The organism is Synechococcus sp. GEYO, from assembly GCF_900473955.1.
Taxonomy (GTDB): domain Bacteria; phylum Cyanobacteriota; class Cyanobacteriia; order PCC-6307; family Cyanobiaceae; genus Synechococcus_C.
Genome location: NZ_UCNL01000006.1, coordinates 72235 through 84675, shown reverse-complemented (window position 1 = coordinate 84675; position 12441 = coordinate 72235). Strand labels below are relative to the sequence as shown.

Here is a 12441-nt window from a genome sequence, read left to right as displayed (position 1 = left end):
TTCATAAGTTACCCCCGGATCCCGCCCCCGGTGAACTCCTGTGCTGACGATGGTCAGCTTTTGCGGATCTGACAGGTGATAACCGACATACAGTCGTCTATCTCACTGCATCGGTCATGGTGACGTCTGGGAACAGTGAGCGGATCGAGATCCTTTCAGCCGAGGACGTCGGCAGAACTCTGTCGCGCCTGGCTTCCCAGGTTCTTGAATGCGTGGGAGAGGTCGAGCAGTTGTTGCTGTTGGGAATTCCCACCCGTGGCGTTCAGTTGTCAGCAGTGCTGGCGCGATTCCTTCAAGAGCAGAGCGGTCAGGCGATTGCCCAGGGCACCCTCGATCCGACCTTCCATCGCGATGATCTCGAGCGAGTGGCCATGAGGCCTGTGCAGGCGACTGAGCTGCCGGTGAGTGTCGAAGGTCGTGATGTGTTGTTGATTGATGACGTGATTTTCACCGGCCGAACCGTGCGTGCTGCGCTGGAAGCGATCCAGGCCTGGGGACGGCCCCGCAGGGTGATGCTGCTGGTGATGGTGGACCGCGGCCATCGGGAGCTGCCGATTCAGCCTGATTTCTGCGGTCGATCCGTTCCCACGCGGCGGACCGAAACCATCGAGCTCAGGCTGCTGAATATTGATGGGGAAGAAGGCGTTTTTCTGAGGAGTGTTCAGGCGGAGAACTGAATTTCCTCCCTGCTCACGGTCTTCATCGTCTCTTCGCTTTACAGAGGCTCTCTGGTCCTTCCTCAACAAGAACGCCGCCCAGATCAGCACACCCGGCAACGAAGGCACTCCACGGATCCATGCCGCTGGACAGCCGCTCTTCGACAGCTGTATTCAGACGTTCAGGATCCACCGTGTGAGCCGGTAGAGCCCCATGGCTGTGATGTTCCTGCCGATCGCGCAGATTCTGGATGGCTTCCTCCACCTGTCTGCGAAGAGGTAGGGCATGGTCCTGCCACCAGGGGTGGTCCAGTTGATTCAACACGCTCAGTGCTTCCCACCACTGCTGTCGTTGCACTTTCTCCCTCAGCCGCTCGTGATCGACTTGGTTGCGGTTCCAGGTCTCGCGCAGGCTGTCGCTCAGCTGTGTTCCCGGCCTCTGGCCCTTTTGTTCCAGAGGCTGGAGGGTGATGAGGGCCAGTCTGAGATCTCCTGCTCGGAACTGATCCAATGCCCGCTCACGCAGGGTCTGCCGCCACACGAGCAATCTGGATTGATCTTTGCGTCGCTGCTCTTCGCTGCCCACATTCGAATTAACAAGCTGTGACTGCAGGGTGAGTGCTTGACTGCTGTCGCCTCCTTTCCAGGCAAGTTCAGCCTGGCGGCGACGGCAGACCGCCTGCTCACTGGGTGCTTCTCGGTCCAGCCATCGCAGTGCTGCCAGCTGTTCGCCATAGCGCAGGCAGGCCTCAAGATCTTCCCGTGAAGCTGCTTCACGAAGGCGACCCGGTAACTGCTGTTCCCACCAGTACGCATAACCACAAAGGGCTGCGACACCGCCCAGTGTGGCGATCAGCCAAAACCTTGGGAGATGGCGACGCAGCTCCAAGGGTGGTCAGGGAACGACAAACTCCTTTCTATAAATGTTGTCGCCAACACACACGTTCTTGTGGACGGCACGATCACCGCACGGTCCCGAGTGGTCTCGGGTCCAGGCTTTCTCCGGTCCGCAGATCCTCTCCCTCCAGGATCAGTTCCGCCTGATCATTGAGATGGAAACGAAGTTTCAAGCAATCTTCTCCAGGCTGTCCAGGAGGGTCCAGGGGGAGCTCACAGGCGGTGTCTGGCCGCCTTGTGATGTCATCCCATCCATCGGTTTTTTCAATGACCTTGGGTAGTCCATTGATCATCACCACTTCATGTCTCGTTTCTCCCCTGGATTCTCCAAGCACCAGCTCAAGTGATTGCTGGTCAGGACCACTGGCGCTCAAGATCAATTCCAACGGCTTGCTGGAGGGCCAGGGCTGACCCGGTAGGAACAGTGGATGCCAGTGATGGGTGTTGCTGCGTTGGTTCCAGCAGCGCAGTGAGATTCCCCGCTGCAGCAGGTCCTGCATGCGAACTCCTGGAGTGAGGCTCAGAGCGCCGCAGGCCACCGCCTCCATTGGTGGCGGTGTCAGCAGTGGTGTGGGCGCAAGCTTCTCGGTGAGCCAATCGCGCAGCTGGGGAAGATGGGCGCCCCCTCCGACCACCACGACACCATCGAGATTTTCGGCAGGACAGCCGTTGAGTTCTGCATCACGCAAGGTCTTGTTAAGCAGTCCTTCGAGGGCGTCAAACAGCCCTCGCTCCTGGAGCAGTCGACTGAACTTGTGTCGATCCATCGAGAGCTTGCTCGGCGCGTCAAGATCAGGGCTATTGGCTGATTCTGTGAGGCTCTCCCGATTGGGGATATTGGGATCGCTAAGGCGACATTTGAGGCGTTCCGCTGCATTTAGCAGAGCCATCAGACCATTGCCTTCCTCCGGCAGGCCCTCTGGACAGAGTTCGTCGAGAATCCAGCGATCAAGATCCCTGCCACCTAGGTCGATGCCGGCTTTGCCGAGCACTTTGGCCTGACGAAGTGTCTGACGGCTGTTGGTGAGGTTCTGGCCGCGGAAGCGAAGCAGCTGGGCCACTGGGGCAGCACGACCTTCACCTCCCTCCAGAGCGACCAGGGAAAGATCCAGAGTTCCTCCACCGAGATCGACCACTAAAAGCTTGGATCCAGCTTCCAGGCCAGCGCCGAGTGCAGCTGCCGTTGGCTCATCCACCAGGGCGATCTCTGCAACCTGCATCGGTTCGCAGGCTTTGAGAAGCCAGTCGCGATAGCCAGAGCTCTGATCCACAGGGGCTGTCAGCACCAGGCGTTCGATGCTGAGTTCAGGGGGCATCCGCTTCCAGATTTCAGTCAGAAGCCGCGCGCCAGCCTGTTCCGGGCTGAGCCGTCTCTCGGCACTCTGCGGATCTGATGCCATGCCGATCCAACGCTTGAAGTCGCGGTGGAGCTGAGGGGCATCGCGTTCATGCAGGCCGTTTTCCAGCACCTCTAGCCCGACCAGTGCAGGACCCGAGACCGCATCCTCCGCCCAGATCAGCGATGGGATCGCTCCTGTCTCACGGGTAATGGCAGGTAGATCGAGCAGATCTATTTCAGACCGCTCAGCAGACTGAAACGCCACCACCGTGGTGGTGCTTCCTAGGTCGATCGCCAAGGTGCCGACGTTGTAAGACGCGTCGGAAACCTGAAGGTTTTGTTCGGCAGCGAGGGGCTGAACCACCGCTATGGGCAGGTTGGAGTCAGGTCGAGGCTACGGGGATCAACGATGGATCGCTTAAGACGGCTGGTGTTTTCCTTTTATCGGGAGGATCCGCAGATCGAGGCTGAGCTCGAACCGCTTCGAGACTGCAGGATGTCACGCAGCTGGGGCAGCATCCGCATCGAGTGTGTAGATGCGCAGCACCTCGAGGAGGTGAGCGCACTACTCAGTTATTTACGTCGACCTCTGGCAGCGATGGGGCTGGGTCGCCAAATCGTTCTTAGGGTTCCAGGGCGTCCGCAACGCAGCTATCCCATGCATGTTCCTTTCCACAGCGATCTGCTCACTTAAGATTCAGGATTCTTGTGTTGTTGGCATGCTCTCTGCCGGAGTCGATCATCAGGATCTCGCTAAGCGCGGTGAAAGCCTGATCCGTCAGTCCAGCAATCGTTATCTGACCACTGTTCGGATTGCCTTCCGTGCCAAGCAGCGTCGCTTCGACGATTTCGATGGTCTGCTTGAAGAGTCCAGTGTGAAGCCTGTGCAACGCGCCATCGTTGAGCTGAGTGACGAACAGGATCAGCCTGATCTCCTTCCTGGATGATTCAACAGGAGGGCCCAGGCTGGAGATTGTCCAGGGACCCCTCCCGCTCAGTGTTTTCCGTCCTCATTGGTGGAGAAAACTGGGCTCTCGAACTCACGGAGAGTGAGGCCTGCGAGCTGGCTTCACTGATCGCTGATCTGACAGATCAACATCGCTCCATTTGCGATCAGCTCATGGCGGAGGAATCCATCAGCGTGGAATTGGAGCGTGGCAGTTGGTGGGCTTGCCTTGAAGGTGATCGTTCGCGCTGGTCGCTTCGCGGTATCTGCCGCGGTGATGGTGTTCAGGCTCGTGGCCTCGAGGTCTGCTGGCCTGACCCTGCTGCGCAGGCCATTGCCGAGGCGATGAGAACGGTGTGGGACAGCAGTAAAGATTAGAGTAGCTAATCAATGAATCTTCATTGATTTTCCCCCGGTCTTTCCCACGCTGGAAGGGGTGTTTTCCACAGGCTTCAGAGCGTTTGGGTTGGTATGGCCGACGTCTGTGGAAAACCGGATTCAGGGGGGCGGTTTTGGTTGACGAATCACGCCGATGGCTCTTTCGCAGCTAGGTAAGGAGATCGCTTGCTGGAAATGATTCTGGCTGCTGCAGTCTCACTGGGAGAGCCAGTGGGAATGGCTCTTGAGCTGCTTCTTGACTCGGGCCGGCATCTGTGGAGAACTAGTTGGCATTCGAAGCGTTTGCATGCAGTTGGCCGATCAGTTGAAGCAGGCTCAGGCATCAGCACCAGACCAGATTGTCGAGGCGCCCACTGCTGCTGAGGAGTCAGCAGTGAGCTTTCAGTCCGAGCTTCCTCAGCCCTTGCAGCAAGCCATGGTTGCGTTCATTGAACGCTGCCCGAACTGGGATCAATACCGTCTGGTTCAGGCCGCTCTGGCCGGATTCCTGATTCAGCACGGAGTGGAGTCAAGAGAAATCACGCGCCTTTATGTGGGCAACATGTTCCGTCGAGAATCCCTGACCCAGGGCGTCTGAGTCCTGCAACTTGCCATCAGCAGTAAGGCGCTGAACGGAAGACTCAGCAGCAGGCCGATGAAGGCTCCCATCAGGCCAATCAGGTTGACCCCGATCAGCAGACCAAGCAGAGCCAGGACTTTCAGCCGATTGGTCTGAACCAAGCGGCGACTGTGTTCCATCGCGGCTAGTGGACGATGACCGTGATGGATCAGAAGAGGAAGGGCCAGGATCTGGCTCAGGGTCCAGAGGCTCAGTGCAAGTGCTCCAGCGATCAGAAACAGAGTCGAGAGCACGCCGCTCTGCCTGGCAATCAGTGCGCCGATGATCCTGATGGAATTCAGGCCTCCGATCAGGATCACTCCTTCCAGTAGCACTAGGGCGGCTGTATGCCGGAAGATCCATCGCAGTTGTTGACGCTCCTGGGCAGGCTCGTCCTGTTGTGCCGTTTGGATCGAAGGAAGCAGTTTGTCGGCCAGGCGCAGCAAGGCCACAACTGCTAGGAGCGTCGTGGGAATCGTTGTAAGGAAGAGCACATCGCTGATGGTTGTCTGCCACCAGCCATCTCCCTGCTGAAGATCCTTAGAGATCAAACTCAGGCCTGTGACAGTGATCAGCATCAGAGCGGTGAGGCCCACAAAGCGCCAGGGAGCCTGGCTGAAACCGACCCAGGCTCTGGGAATGATGGTTGTGAGAGGAATTCGCTCTGTCAGGCGATGTTCCCTTGGTTCATTGAATTGAGCCAAGTCGCTTGAGGAGGTCTTGGGCGATTCGGTCATCCACAGGAAGAATCGAAAGTCGATTGCCTCGTCGAACGACGGCTAGTTCTTCCGGTTGATAGGACTGACGCAAGTCCTCAAGACTCAAGATGTCTTGAAATCTGCCTCGATAGGCCAGACGCACGCAGTCCCAGCGTGGTGCCTCGGGTTTCGACGCAGGGTCGTGATATTTCGATGATGGATCGAATTGAGTGGGATCTACCAGTCCTGTTTCCGTCACCTCCATCAGGCCGATGATCCCAGGGGGCTTGCAATTGGAGTGATAGAAGAAGGCCTGATCGCCAACAGCCATCGTGCGCATGAAATTACGCGCCTGGTAATTGCGAATTCCGTCCCAGAGAGTTGTCTGCTCCTGCTCAAGATGATGAATCCCGTAAACATCGGGTTCACTTTTCATCAGCCAGTAGGCCACGCGTTCTACGAAATTTTTCCCAGACTAGGTTGATCGATTCGTTTCGATCAGCTTCCGGAAGTGATTGCCACGAGCTTCAAAATCGGAGTACTGATCAAAGCTGGCGCATGCAGGCGATAACAGAAGGCTTTCAGCCTGCTGCTGTCGGGCCAGTTCCAGAGCGTGCGGAACAGCCTCATCTAGGCCTCGATGCGTGCTGACAGCACCCGGGAAGGCAGATGCTTCGATCAGGCCGCGCAGTTCGTCTGCTCCGGCGCCAAACAGCACAACAGCGCTGCTGCGCTCCTTCAGAAGTTGTAGCCAATGCTGAGCGTCGCCTTGCTTGGTCTGACCTCCTGCAAGCAGCACGACCGGATTGGGTACGGACTGCAGACCTACGGCAGCTGCGTCGTAGTTGGTTGCCTTGCTGTCGTTGAAAACAGCAACGCCTTGAACGGTTCCGAGCGATTCGAGTCGATGGGGAACCCCATCGAAGCAGCGCAACGCTGATTCAATGGTTTCCGGGGGTAATCCAGCCTCGAGAGCCGCTGCAGTAACCAAAAGCATGTTCTGAAGGTTGTGCTTTCCAGGCATGGCGAGAGCATTGGCGCAGAAGAGCTTTCGCTCTCCTGCGCAGACCCAGCCGTCATCACTCAAGCTCAACCGATCGCTGGCGCTGTCTGAGCACGTCTGGCCGGTGCTGACCCAGCTCACTTGGGTTTCTCCCCAGCCGCCGCGAGTTCGGCTGATATCAGGGTCATCGCCATTGAGAATTGCCAGCTGGGACCGTTCAAGCAGTCCGCGCTTGATCGCTCGATAGGCGTCTAACGATCCATGTCGCTCCAGGTGGTCAGGGGTCAGCGTCGTCCAGATCCCAATGCGCGGAGCGACGCCGTTGGCCGCTTCAATCTGATAGCTGCTCATCTCCATGACCACCCAGTCGGGCAGAGGGCTGGAGCCTTCAAGGCAACCCAGAGCTAGTTCAGCGGCGGAATACCCCACATTCCCGGCCATAGGAGCTTTTAACCCCCCATGCTTGAGCACGTGGTGGAGGAGATGGGTCACGGTGGTTTTCCCATTGGTGCCGGTGATGCCAATCCAGGGATGTTTCTTGAGGGTCTCCCAGGCCAGAGCCATTTCTCCCTTCACTGGAACTCCCCGGGTTCGTAACGCCTCGAGAGTTGGATGAGTCCAGGCGATGCCAGGACTGATCACTACCTGATCGATCTCATCGAGCCAGGGCTCGAAACTGGAGATCTCCAGAGGTTGTCCGAGCTGGACATCAATGCCCTGCTGTCTGAGCTCTGCGGACTTTCGCGTGCAAGCGTCGTTCTCAGCTTTCTCGAGAACCACCACCTCAGAACCCTGGGCCTTGAGCAGACGGGCTGCCCCGATTCCAGAGCGTCCGAGTCCGATCACGACACTCAAGGTCATGCTTTTCGTTCTCTGCTCACGAGGGAAGTGGGCGATACTGGAATCGAACCAGTGACTCCTACCGTGTCAAGGTAGTGCTCTACCTCTGAGCTAATCGCCCGCATTATTCACCCTTCAGAGGATCTGCGGTGACGGTTGAGCGCTTGCCAACCGGATGCGACTGAAGTTAGCAGCTCACCGGCGCAGCATCTCCACTCGCCAGCGATCGCGTTTGGTGATTTCGAGATTTAAAACTTCCACGCTTCCCCGGTCCTGAAGCTGGAGTCGGTCGCCGACTTTCAGCTCACGACTCGCCTGCCGGACGGGATGCCAGTTGAGCCGCAGCTTTCCATCCTTGATCTGACGAATCACCTTCGAGCGTGAAAGTCCGAAACCCGCTGAGGCGATGGCATCTAGGCGGCAGGATGCCTCCACGCTGGTCAATTGTTTTGGCAGTCTTTGGGCGGGCCATTGCAAGCCGTCGATACTCACCGCCTCAACGGTCAGCATGACGTCGCGCACTTGTCCGGTCAGGCCGTTGAGATGAAGTGCGGCCTCTGGTGTGCAGACGGCCTGGGCGCCACGATCTCCCCGAAGCCAGAGATCGCCGAGGTCATCAGCTTTCACACCAAGATCAATCAGGGCCTTGCGCATGTCTTGCGGTTCAGCCCGATCAAACAGGAAATTACCCTCAAGCCTCAATCCAGAGATTGGAGTCGGTTCAAGTGGTAGTTCCTGATCGCTGCGACTGAGTTGGAGACGACAGCGTTCGGTGCCTGGTCTTCCACCGTCACGGACCACTCGCAGTTCAGTGAGCGATTCGAGGCGGCGCGAGTCCTCCAGTTCAGGTCCGCTTAAAAAGCTGCTCCAGCTCGGTTGCCAGGTGCGCAGCACTTCTTCCGCCTGTTCGATCAGGCGATGCATGGCCTCTGGCTCAGCGAGCCCTTCGATCAAGGTCTCACGGGGAAGACTCACAGCTCACTCAGGCGGACCACTTGCTGAGGACGAACTTTCTGAACGAGTTGCCAGGGCACTTCAAGCCCTGCTGGCGTCTCGAGCAGCAGCAACCAGAACCGCTCGTTATGCCGGTTGCGCAGGATCCGGACTCCGTCCTCATTGTCGGAGGGAACACTTGCTGCCGCGGCGTAGCTCCCCATCAATCCTGACCCCATGCCGAGCAGGCCTCCGATCAGTGCTTCTCCAACAGCACCGAAGCGCGCAAAGGTATCGAGTGTGGTGATCTGAGTGAAGGTCAGTCCAGCCATGAAGCCGAAGGGCATCAACCAGCGAGACATGGAACGCTGGCGGCGGCTGCGGGCCATGCTCGGGTTCAGCAGATCGACCTGGTCAATCTGCTCCGCCTTGAGGCGGCCTGCTTCAGTCCCTTCATCCGCTTCAGGCGCGACCAGCACGACTTGGATGAGTGGTTTACCGGACTCCTCAAGGTCCTGGACAAGAGTCTCGGCGGCGGCGCGTTCTTTGAGCACCAGGACGCAGACAGGCATAAGCGGAGAGGTGCGGATAGCCATTCTCCACGGAAGTTCAGGACTTCAGGGGGAAGCTTGGCTTCGGAGCACGTCAATCTCCCTTCCCAGCAGTGATGTTCGGACCGATCTCTAAACTTCTGAACGGCTTTCTCTCCGCCGCTGGATGACCAAAGTTCTTGTTTCAGACCCCATTGATCAAGCTGGGATCGACATCCTCGGGCAGGTCGCCCAGGTGGACCAGCGGACAGGCCTGTCTCAGGACGAGCTCAAGTCAATCATCGGTGACTATGACGCTCTGATGATTCGCTCGGGCACTCAGGTCACTGCCGATGTGATCGAGGCGGCGGACCGTCTGCGCATCATCGGTCGGGCCGGCGTGGGGGTCGACAATGTTGATGTTCCTGCCGCCACCCAGAGAGGTGTGCTGGTTGTGAATTCACCCGAGGGCAACACGATCGCGGCTGCGGAGCATGCCCTGGCCTTGTTGTTGTCTCTGTCTCGCCACGTGCCTCAGGCGCATGCATCGATGCGAGCCGGTGCCTGGGACCGCAAGAAATATGTGGGCAATGAGCTCTACAAAAAGGTTCTTGGGGTTGTGGGTCTGGGCAAAATCGGCTCACACGTCGCCAAGGTTGCCAAGGCGATGGGGATGGAGGTGATCGCGTTCGATCCCTTCATCTCCGCTGACCGGGCTCAGCAGATGCAGGTCCGACTCACAACCCTGGAGGATCTGTTCCGTCAGGCCGACTACATCACGCTGCACATTCCCAGAACGCCCGATACCGAAAATCTCGTGAATGCGGAACTTCTGCGCTCAATGAAATCGACGGCCAGGATCGTGAACTGTGCTCGGGGAGGCATTGTTGATGAGGCTGCCATCGCCGCAGCCATTGATAACGGTGTGATTGCCGGTGCCGGTTTGGATGTCTTCGCCTCTGAACCTTTGGACCAGGACTCTCCACTGCGTGCAGTCGAGCGCGGGCTGGTGTTGACGCCTCACCTCGGGGCTTCCACCGAGGAAGCCCAGGAAAATGTGGCCACCGATGTGGCTGAGCAGATCCGCGATGTGCTGCTTGGACTCCCAGCTCGCAGTGCCGTCAATATTCCAGGTCTCAGCGCCGAGATTATGGAGCGTCTCAAACCCCACCTGCAGCTCGCCGAAACTCTCGGCCTACTCGTGAGCCAGCTGAGCGGTGGCCAGGTGCAGGAACTGGAGGTGCGTCTTCAGGGTGAGTTCGCCAACCATCCCTCCCAGCCCCTTGTGGTGGCAGCACTCAAGGGATTGCTCACAAGCGCTCTCGGAGAGCGCATCAACTACGTCAATGCCTCTCTCGAGGCCAAGGGGCGCGGCATTCACGTGCTGGAGGTTAAGGACGATGCCAGCCGCGATTTTGCGGGGGGGTCCCTGCAGCTCACCACCCGCGGTGGACAGGGTGGTCACAGTGTGACTGGTGCGGTGTTCGCGGATGGTGAACTGCGGGTCACCACCATCGACGAATTCCCGGTGAATGTGCCGCCGAGCCGACACATGTTGTTCACCCGCCATCGGGATATGCCTGGAATCATTGGCCATCTCGGATCGCTTCTGGGTGAACACAACGTGAACATCGCCTCAATGCAGGTGGGGCGCAGGATTGTGAGGGGAGACGCCGTAATGGTGCTCAGTATTGATGACCCGATTCCGCCTGCGCTTCTGGCCACCATCAACGGCATCAACGGGATTCAGGAAGCCCATCCCGTCACGCTGTGATGTGGTGGCGTTTGTCTCTGCCGGTTCAGACTGAGCTGGAGGAGTCGCTTCTCTGGAAGCTGAACGTTCTCGGTCTACACCGGGTGGCCATACAACATGCACCTGAGACGCCTGATCAACGCACTCTTCTGGCCTGGTTGCCGGCCCATGAATGGCCTGAGGACCAGCGATCTGAGCTAATCAGCAGCCTGATCCCTCTGGCTGAAACCTTCGGCCTCGCTCTGGCTCAGCCGGTTTGGGATGAACTTGCTGATGAAGACTGGAGTCTCAGCTGGAAACAGCACTGGCAGCCAGACCCTGTGGGTGAGAGGCTGCTCATCCTGCCGGCCTGGCTTGATGTGCCTATCGAGCATGCTCAAAGGCTTGTCTTGAAGATGGATCCAGGCAGTGCATTCGGGACCGGCAGCCATCCCACCACCCGCCTCTGTCTTGAAGCACTTGAGCAACAGCCCCCCTCAGGCTTGAGGGTTGCGGATCTGGGTTGCGGAAGTGGAGTGCTTGGACTTGCGGCACTCGGGCTTGGGGCTCGTCAAGTGCTGTCTGTCGACACCGATTCCCTGGCTGTAAGAGCAACGACGGACAACGCAGTTTTGAATGACCGTTCTCTGGATGCGCTCAGGGTGAGCCAGGGGTCGGTAGAGGTGCTGGCGACGCTGCTTGAGGGTCAGCCTGCAGATTTGCTTCTCTGCAACATCCTTGCTCCGGTGATTGAGGCCCTTGCTCCTCACTTTCAATCGGTGCTCCGGCCTGGGGGGCGGGGGCTGCTGAGTGGCCTGCTGGTGGAACAGGCACCGAGGCTCACAGAAGTGCTGGGGAGCCTGGGCTGGTCGGTTGAGCCGCTTGCCGAGCAAGGTCGATGGGGCTTGCTCGAGATTCGGCGCTAGCCTTGATAAGCGAGCCTTATAAATTCTTCTGTTTTGATTGGCCTTACACCGAAACAGGCGTTCAAGCGTGTGCCTTGACGCCTAAACGATGTAGAAATGATCAGTCCGGCAGGCTCGTTTGTTACGAGCATCTGCAAATTCACTCTATCCATGGCTTCTTACAAGGTCACCCTGGTCGCCGAAAGCGAGGGTCTCAACAAGACCATTGAGGTTCCCGATGATCAGTACATCCTCGATGCCGCTGAAGAACAAGGCATTGACCTGCCTTACTCCTGCCGTGCGGGTGCCTGCTCGACCTGTGCAGGCAAGATCACCTCGGGAACTGTTGATCAGTCCGACCAGAGCTTCCTTGACGACGATCAGATCGAAGCAGGATTCGTGCTTACTTGCGTGGCCTACCCCACCTCCGACTGCACCATCAAGACCCATGCTGAAGAAGAGCTCTACTGAGCTTCAGGACTTTTGATCCCCAGCCCTGACGACAGGGTTCATTGCCACCTCCCCGCGGGGGTGGCTTTTTACTGTCAGTGTGGTGTCACATGGCTCTCTTGCCGATGACCGCCGTTCCCGCTGCACCGCTGAGCCCTGAGGTGGAACGGTTGCTCGACCATGGATCGGTTCACACCAGTCCTGGAGGCCAGTACAGCTTTCGAGTGATTGGGCCTTGCTGCCGTCTCTACGACCGCGAAGAACTCCCCTGGCCTTGTTGTCGGCTGGCATGGCGCAGCAAGGAGCCAAGCTGGCGCCGTGTGGGCCGTCGCTTTGTCGCTGATCTTGGTTCGCGTCGTTGTCCGTCTTATTCCGTTGAACTGCTTCAACCTGGATCGAGACCAACGGTCACTGTGCTCACTCTTTTCCCCATGCGCTTCTCGGCTGAGATGCAGGAGTGGTGGTACAGCCGTCGACCTAGATCCATGGATCCGGGCAATCTTGCGCCCTGAAGG

General features: G+C 58.2%; 16 protein-coding genes and 1 tRNA gene. 9 read left to right on the top strand and 8 right to left on the bottom strand.

Annotated elements, in window-relative coordinates; translation table 11 throughout:
• The first annotated feature begins 116 nt into the window (after positions 1-116).
• Complete coding sequence (gene pyrR, locus DXY37_RS04545; RefSeq protein ID WP_115125569.1) at positions 117-677, top strand: bifunctional pyr operon transcriptional regulator/uracil phosphoribosyltransferase PyrR; 561 nt, start codon at positions 117-119, stop codon at positions 675-677.
• Positions 678-699: 22 nt separating this feature from the next.
• Here pyrR and DXY37_RS04540 read toward each other — a convergent pair whose 3' ends face one another.
• Entirely contained in the window at positions 700-1545 is an 846-nt protein-coding gene (locus DXY37_RS04540; RefSeq protein ID WP_115125568.1) for a hypothetical protein, read from the bottom strand.
• Positions 1546-1618: 73 nt separating this feature from the next.
• A complete protein-coding gene (locus DXY37_RS04535; RefSeq protein WP_115125567.1) occupies positions 1619-3262 on the bottom strand; it encodes an Hsp70 family protein in 1644 nt (547 codons plus the stop codon).
• A gap of 39 nt (positions 3263-3301) precedes the next feature.
• On the opposite strand from DXY37_RS04535, the gene DXY37_RS04530 reads away from it, so the two are divergent.
• The 4 genes from DXY37_RS04530 to DXY37_RS04515 all read left to right on the top strand — a co-directional run bounded on the left by DXY37_RS04530 (position 3302) and on the right by DXY37_RS04515 (position 4814).
• A complete protein-coding gene (locus DXY37_RS04530) occupies positions 3302-3586 on the top strand; it encodes a hypothetical protein (RefSeq protein WP_067095869.1) in 285 nt (94 codons plus the stop codon).
• Positions 3587-3611: 25 nt separating this feature from the next.
• Positions 3612-3839, top strand: a complete 228-nt coding sequence (locus tag DXY37_RS04525) for a DNA-directed RNA polymerase subunit omega (RefSeq protein ID WP_067095871.1) — start codon at positions 3612-3614, stop codon at positions 3837-3839.
• Positions 3836-4216, top strand: a complete 381-nt coding sequence (locus DXY37_RS04520) for a DUF1818 family protein (protein WP_115125566.1) — start codon at positions 3836-3838, stop codon at positions 4214-4216. The genes DXY37_RS04525 and DXY37_RS04520 overlap by 4 nt, the downstream gene beginning before the upstream one ends.
• 307 nt (positions 4217-4523) lie before the next feature.
• The gene (locus tag DXY37_RS04515; RefSeq protein WP_244276866.1) at positions 4524-4814 is read left to right on the top strand and encodes a DUF2811 domain-containing protein; all 291 of its coding nucleotides are present in this window, start codon (positions 4524-4526) and stop codon (positions 4812-4814) included.
• Here DXY37_RS04515 and DXY37_RS04510 read toward each other — a convergent pair.
• The 6 genes from DXY37_RS04510 to DXY37_RS04485 all read right to left on the bottom strand — a co-directional run bounded on the left by DXY37_RS04510 (position 4766) and on the right by DXY37_RS04485 (position 8881).
• On the bottom strand, positions 4766-5572 hold the full coding sequence (locus DXY37_RS04510) for a hypothetical protein (RefSeq protein ID WP_244276864.1): 807 nt from the start codon (positions 5570-5572) through the stop codon (positions 4766-4768). The two genes, DXY37_RS04515 and DXY37_RS04510, sit on opposite strands and share 49 nt — an antisense overlap.
• Positions 5523-5969, bottom strand: coding sequence for an EVE domain-containing protein (locus tag DXY37_RS04505; protein WP_115125640.1), 447 nt, complete (start codon positions 5967-5969; stop codon positions 5523-5525). Before DXY37_RS04505 ends, DXY37_RS04510 begins: the two co-directional genes overlap by 50 nt.
• A gap of 39 nt (positions 5970-6008) precedes the next feature.
• The gene (murD, locus tag DXY37_RS04500) at positions 6009-7397 is read right to left on the bottom strand and encodes a UDP-N-acetylmuramoyl-L-alanine--D-glutamate ligase (protein ID WP_115125564.1); all 1389 of its coding nucleotides are present in this window, start codon (positions 7395-7397) and stop codon (positions 6009-6011) included.
• 28 nt (positions 7398-7425) lie between these two features.
• Positions 7426-7497, bottom strand: a tRNA-Val gene (locus DXY37_RS04495).
• Between the two features lie 74 nt (positions 7498-7571).
• A complete protein-coding gene (locus DXY37_RS04490; RefSeq protein WP_115125563.1) occupies positions 7572-8351 on the bottom strand; it encodes a photosystem II S4 domain protein in 780 nt (259 codons plus the stop codon).
• Positions 8348-8881 carry a hypothetical protein gene (locus tag DXY37_RS04485; protein WP_115125562.1) on the bottom strand — a complete coding sequence of 178 codons (534 nt, stop codon included), beginning with the start codon at positions 8879-8881 and terminating at the stop codon, positions 8348-8350. The genes DXY37_RS04490 and DXY37_RS04485 overlap by 4 nt, the downstream gene beginning before the upstream one ends.
• A gap of 145 nt (positions 8882-9026) precedes the next feature.
• On the opposite strand from DXY37_RS04485, the gene serA reads away from it, so the two are divergent.
• The 4 genes from serA (at position 9027) to DXY37_RS04465 (ending at position 12438) form a co-directional block, all read left to right on the top strand.
• Positions 9027-10613 (top strand): phosphoglycerate dehydrogenase, encoded by a 1587-nt coding sequence (gene serA, locus DXY37_RS04480; protein WP_115125561.1) that lies wholly within the window; start codon positions 9027-9029, stop codon positions 10611-10613.
• Positions 10613-11497: a 50S ribosomal protein L11 methyltransferase gene (prmA, locus tag DXY37_RS04475; RefSeq protein ID WP_115125560.1), complete on the top strand. Its 885-nt coding sequence runs from the start codon at positions 10613-10615 to the stop codon at positions 11495-11497. Before serA ends, prmA begins: the two co-directional genes overlap by 1 nt.
• Before the next feature lie 150 nt (positions 11498-11647).
• The gene (locus DXY37_RS04470; RefSeq protein ID WP_115019479.1) at positions 11648-11947 is read left to right on the top strand and encodes a ferredoxin; all 300 of its coding nucleotides are present in this window, start codon (positions 11648-11650) and stop codon (positions 11945-11947) included.
• A 104-nt stretch (positions 11948-12051) separates the two neighbouring features.
• Positions 12052-12438, top strand: a complete 387-nt coding sequence (locus DXY37_RS04465) for a hypothetical protein (protein ID WP_115125638.1) — start codon at positions 12052-12054, stop codon at positions 12436-12438.
• Positions 12439-12441 lie beyond the last annotated feature (3 nt).

What these genes read in the sequence shown, in the direction of transcription:
- pyrR (WP_115125569.1), top strand. Translation starts at nt 117, where the DNA reads ATGGTGACGTCTGGGAACAGTGAGCGGATCGAGATCCTTTCAGCCGAG.
- DXY37_RS04530 (WP_067095869.1), top strand. Translation starts at nt 3,302, where the DNA reads ATGGATCGCTTAAGACGGCTGGTGTTTTCCTTTTATCGGGAGGATCCG.
- DXY37_RS04525 (WP_067095871.1), top strand. Translation starts at nt 3,612, where the DNA reads ATGCTCTCTGCCGGAGTCGATCATCAGGATCTCGCTAAGCGCGGTGAA.
- DXY37_RS04520 (WP_115125566.1), top strand. Translation starts at nt 3,836, where the DNA reads ATGATTCAACAGGAGGGCCCAGGCTGGAGATTGTCCAGGGACCCCTCC.
- DXY37_RS04515 (WP_244276866.1), top strand. Translation starts at nt 4,524, where the DNA reads ATGCAGTTGGCCGATCAGTTGAAGCAGGCTCAGGCATCAGCACCAGAC.
- DXY37_RS04510 (WP_244276864.1), bottom strand. Translation starts at nt 5,572, where the DNA reads ATGACCGAATCGCCCAAGACCTCCTCAAGCGACTTGGCTCAATTCAAT.
- DXY37_RS04505 (WP_115125640.1), bottom strand. Translation starts at nt 5,969, where the DNA reads ATGAAAAGTGAACCCGATGTTTACGGGATTCATCATCTTGAGCAGGAG.
- murD (WP_115125564.1), bottom strand. Translation starts at nt 7,397, where the DNA reads ATGACCTTGAGTGTCGTGATCGGACTCGGACGCTCTGGAATCGGGGCA.
- DXY37_RS04485 (WP_115125562.1), bottom strand. Translation starts at nt 8,881, where the DNA reads ATGCCTGTCTGCGTCCTGGTGCTCAAAGAACGCGCCGCCGCCGAGACT.
- serA (WP_115125561.1), top strand. Translation starts at nt 9,027, where the DNA reads ATGACCAAAGTTCTTGTTTCAGACCCCATTGATCAAGCTGGGATCGAC.
- prmA (WP_115125560.1), top strand. Translation starts at nt 10,613, where the DNA reads ATGTGGTGGCGTTTGTCTCTGCCGGTTCAGACTGAGCTGGAGGAGTCG.
- DXY37_RS04470 (WP_115019479.1), top strand. Translation starts at nt 11,648, where the DNA reads ATGGCTTCTTACAAGGTCACCCTGGTCGCCGAAAGCGAGGGTCTCAAC.
- DXY37_RS04465 (WP_115125638.1), top strand. Translation starts at nt 12,052, where the DNA reads ATGACCGCCGTTCCCGCTGCACCGCTGAGCCCTGAGGTGGAACGGTTG.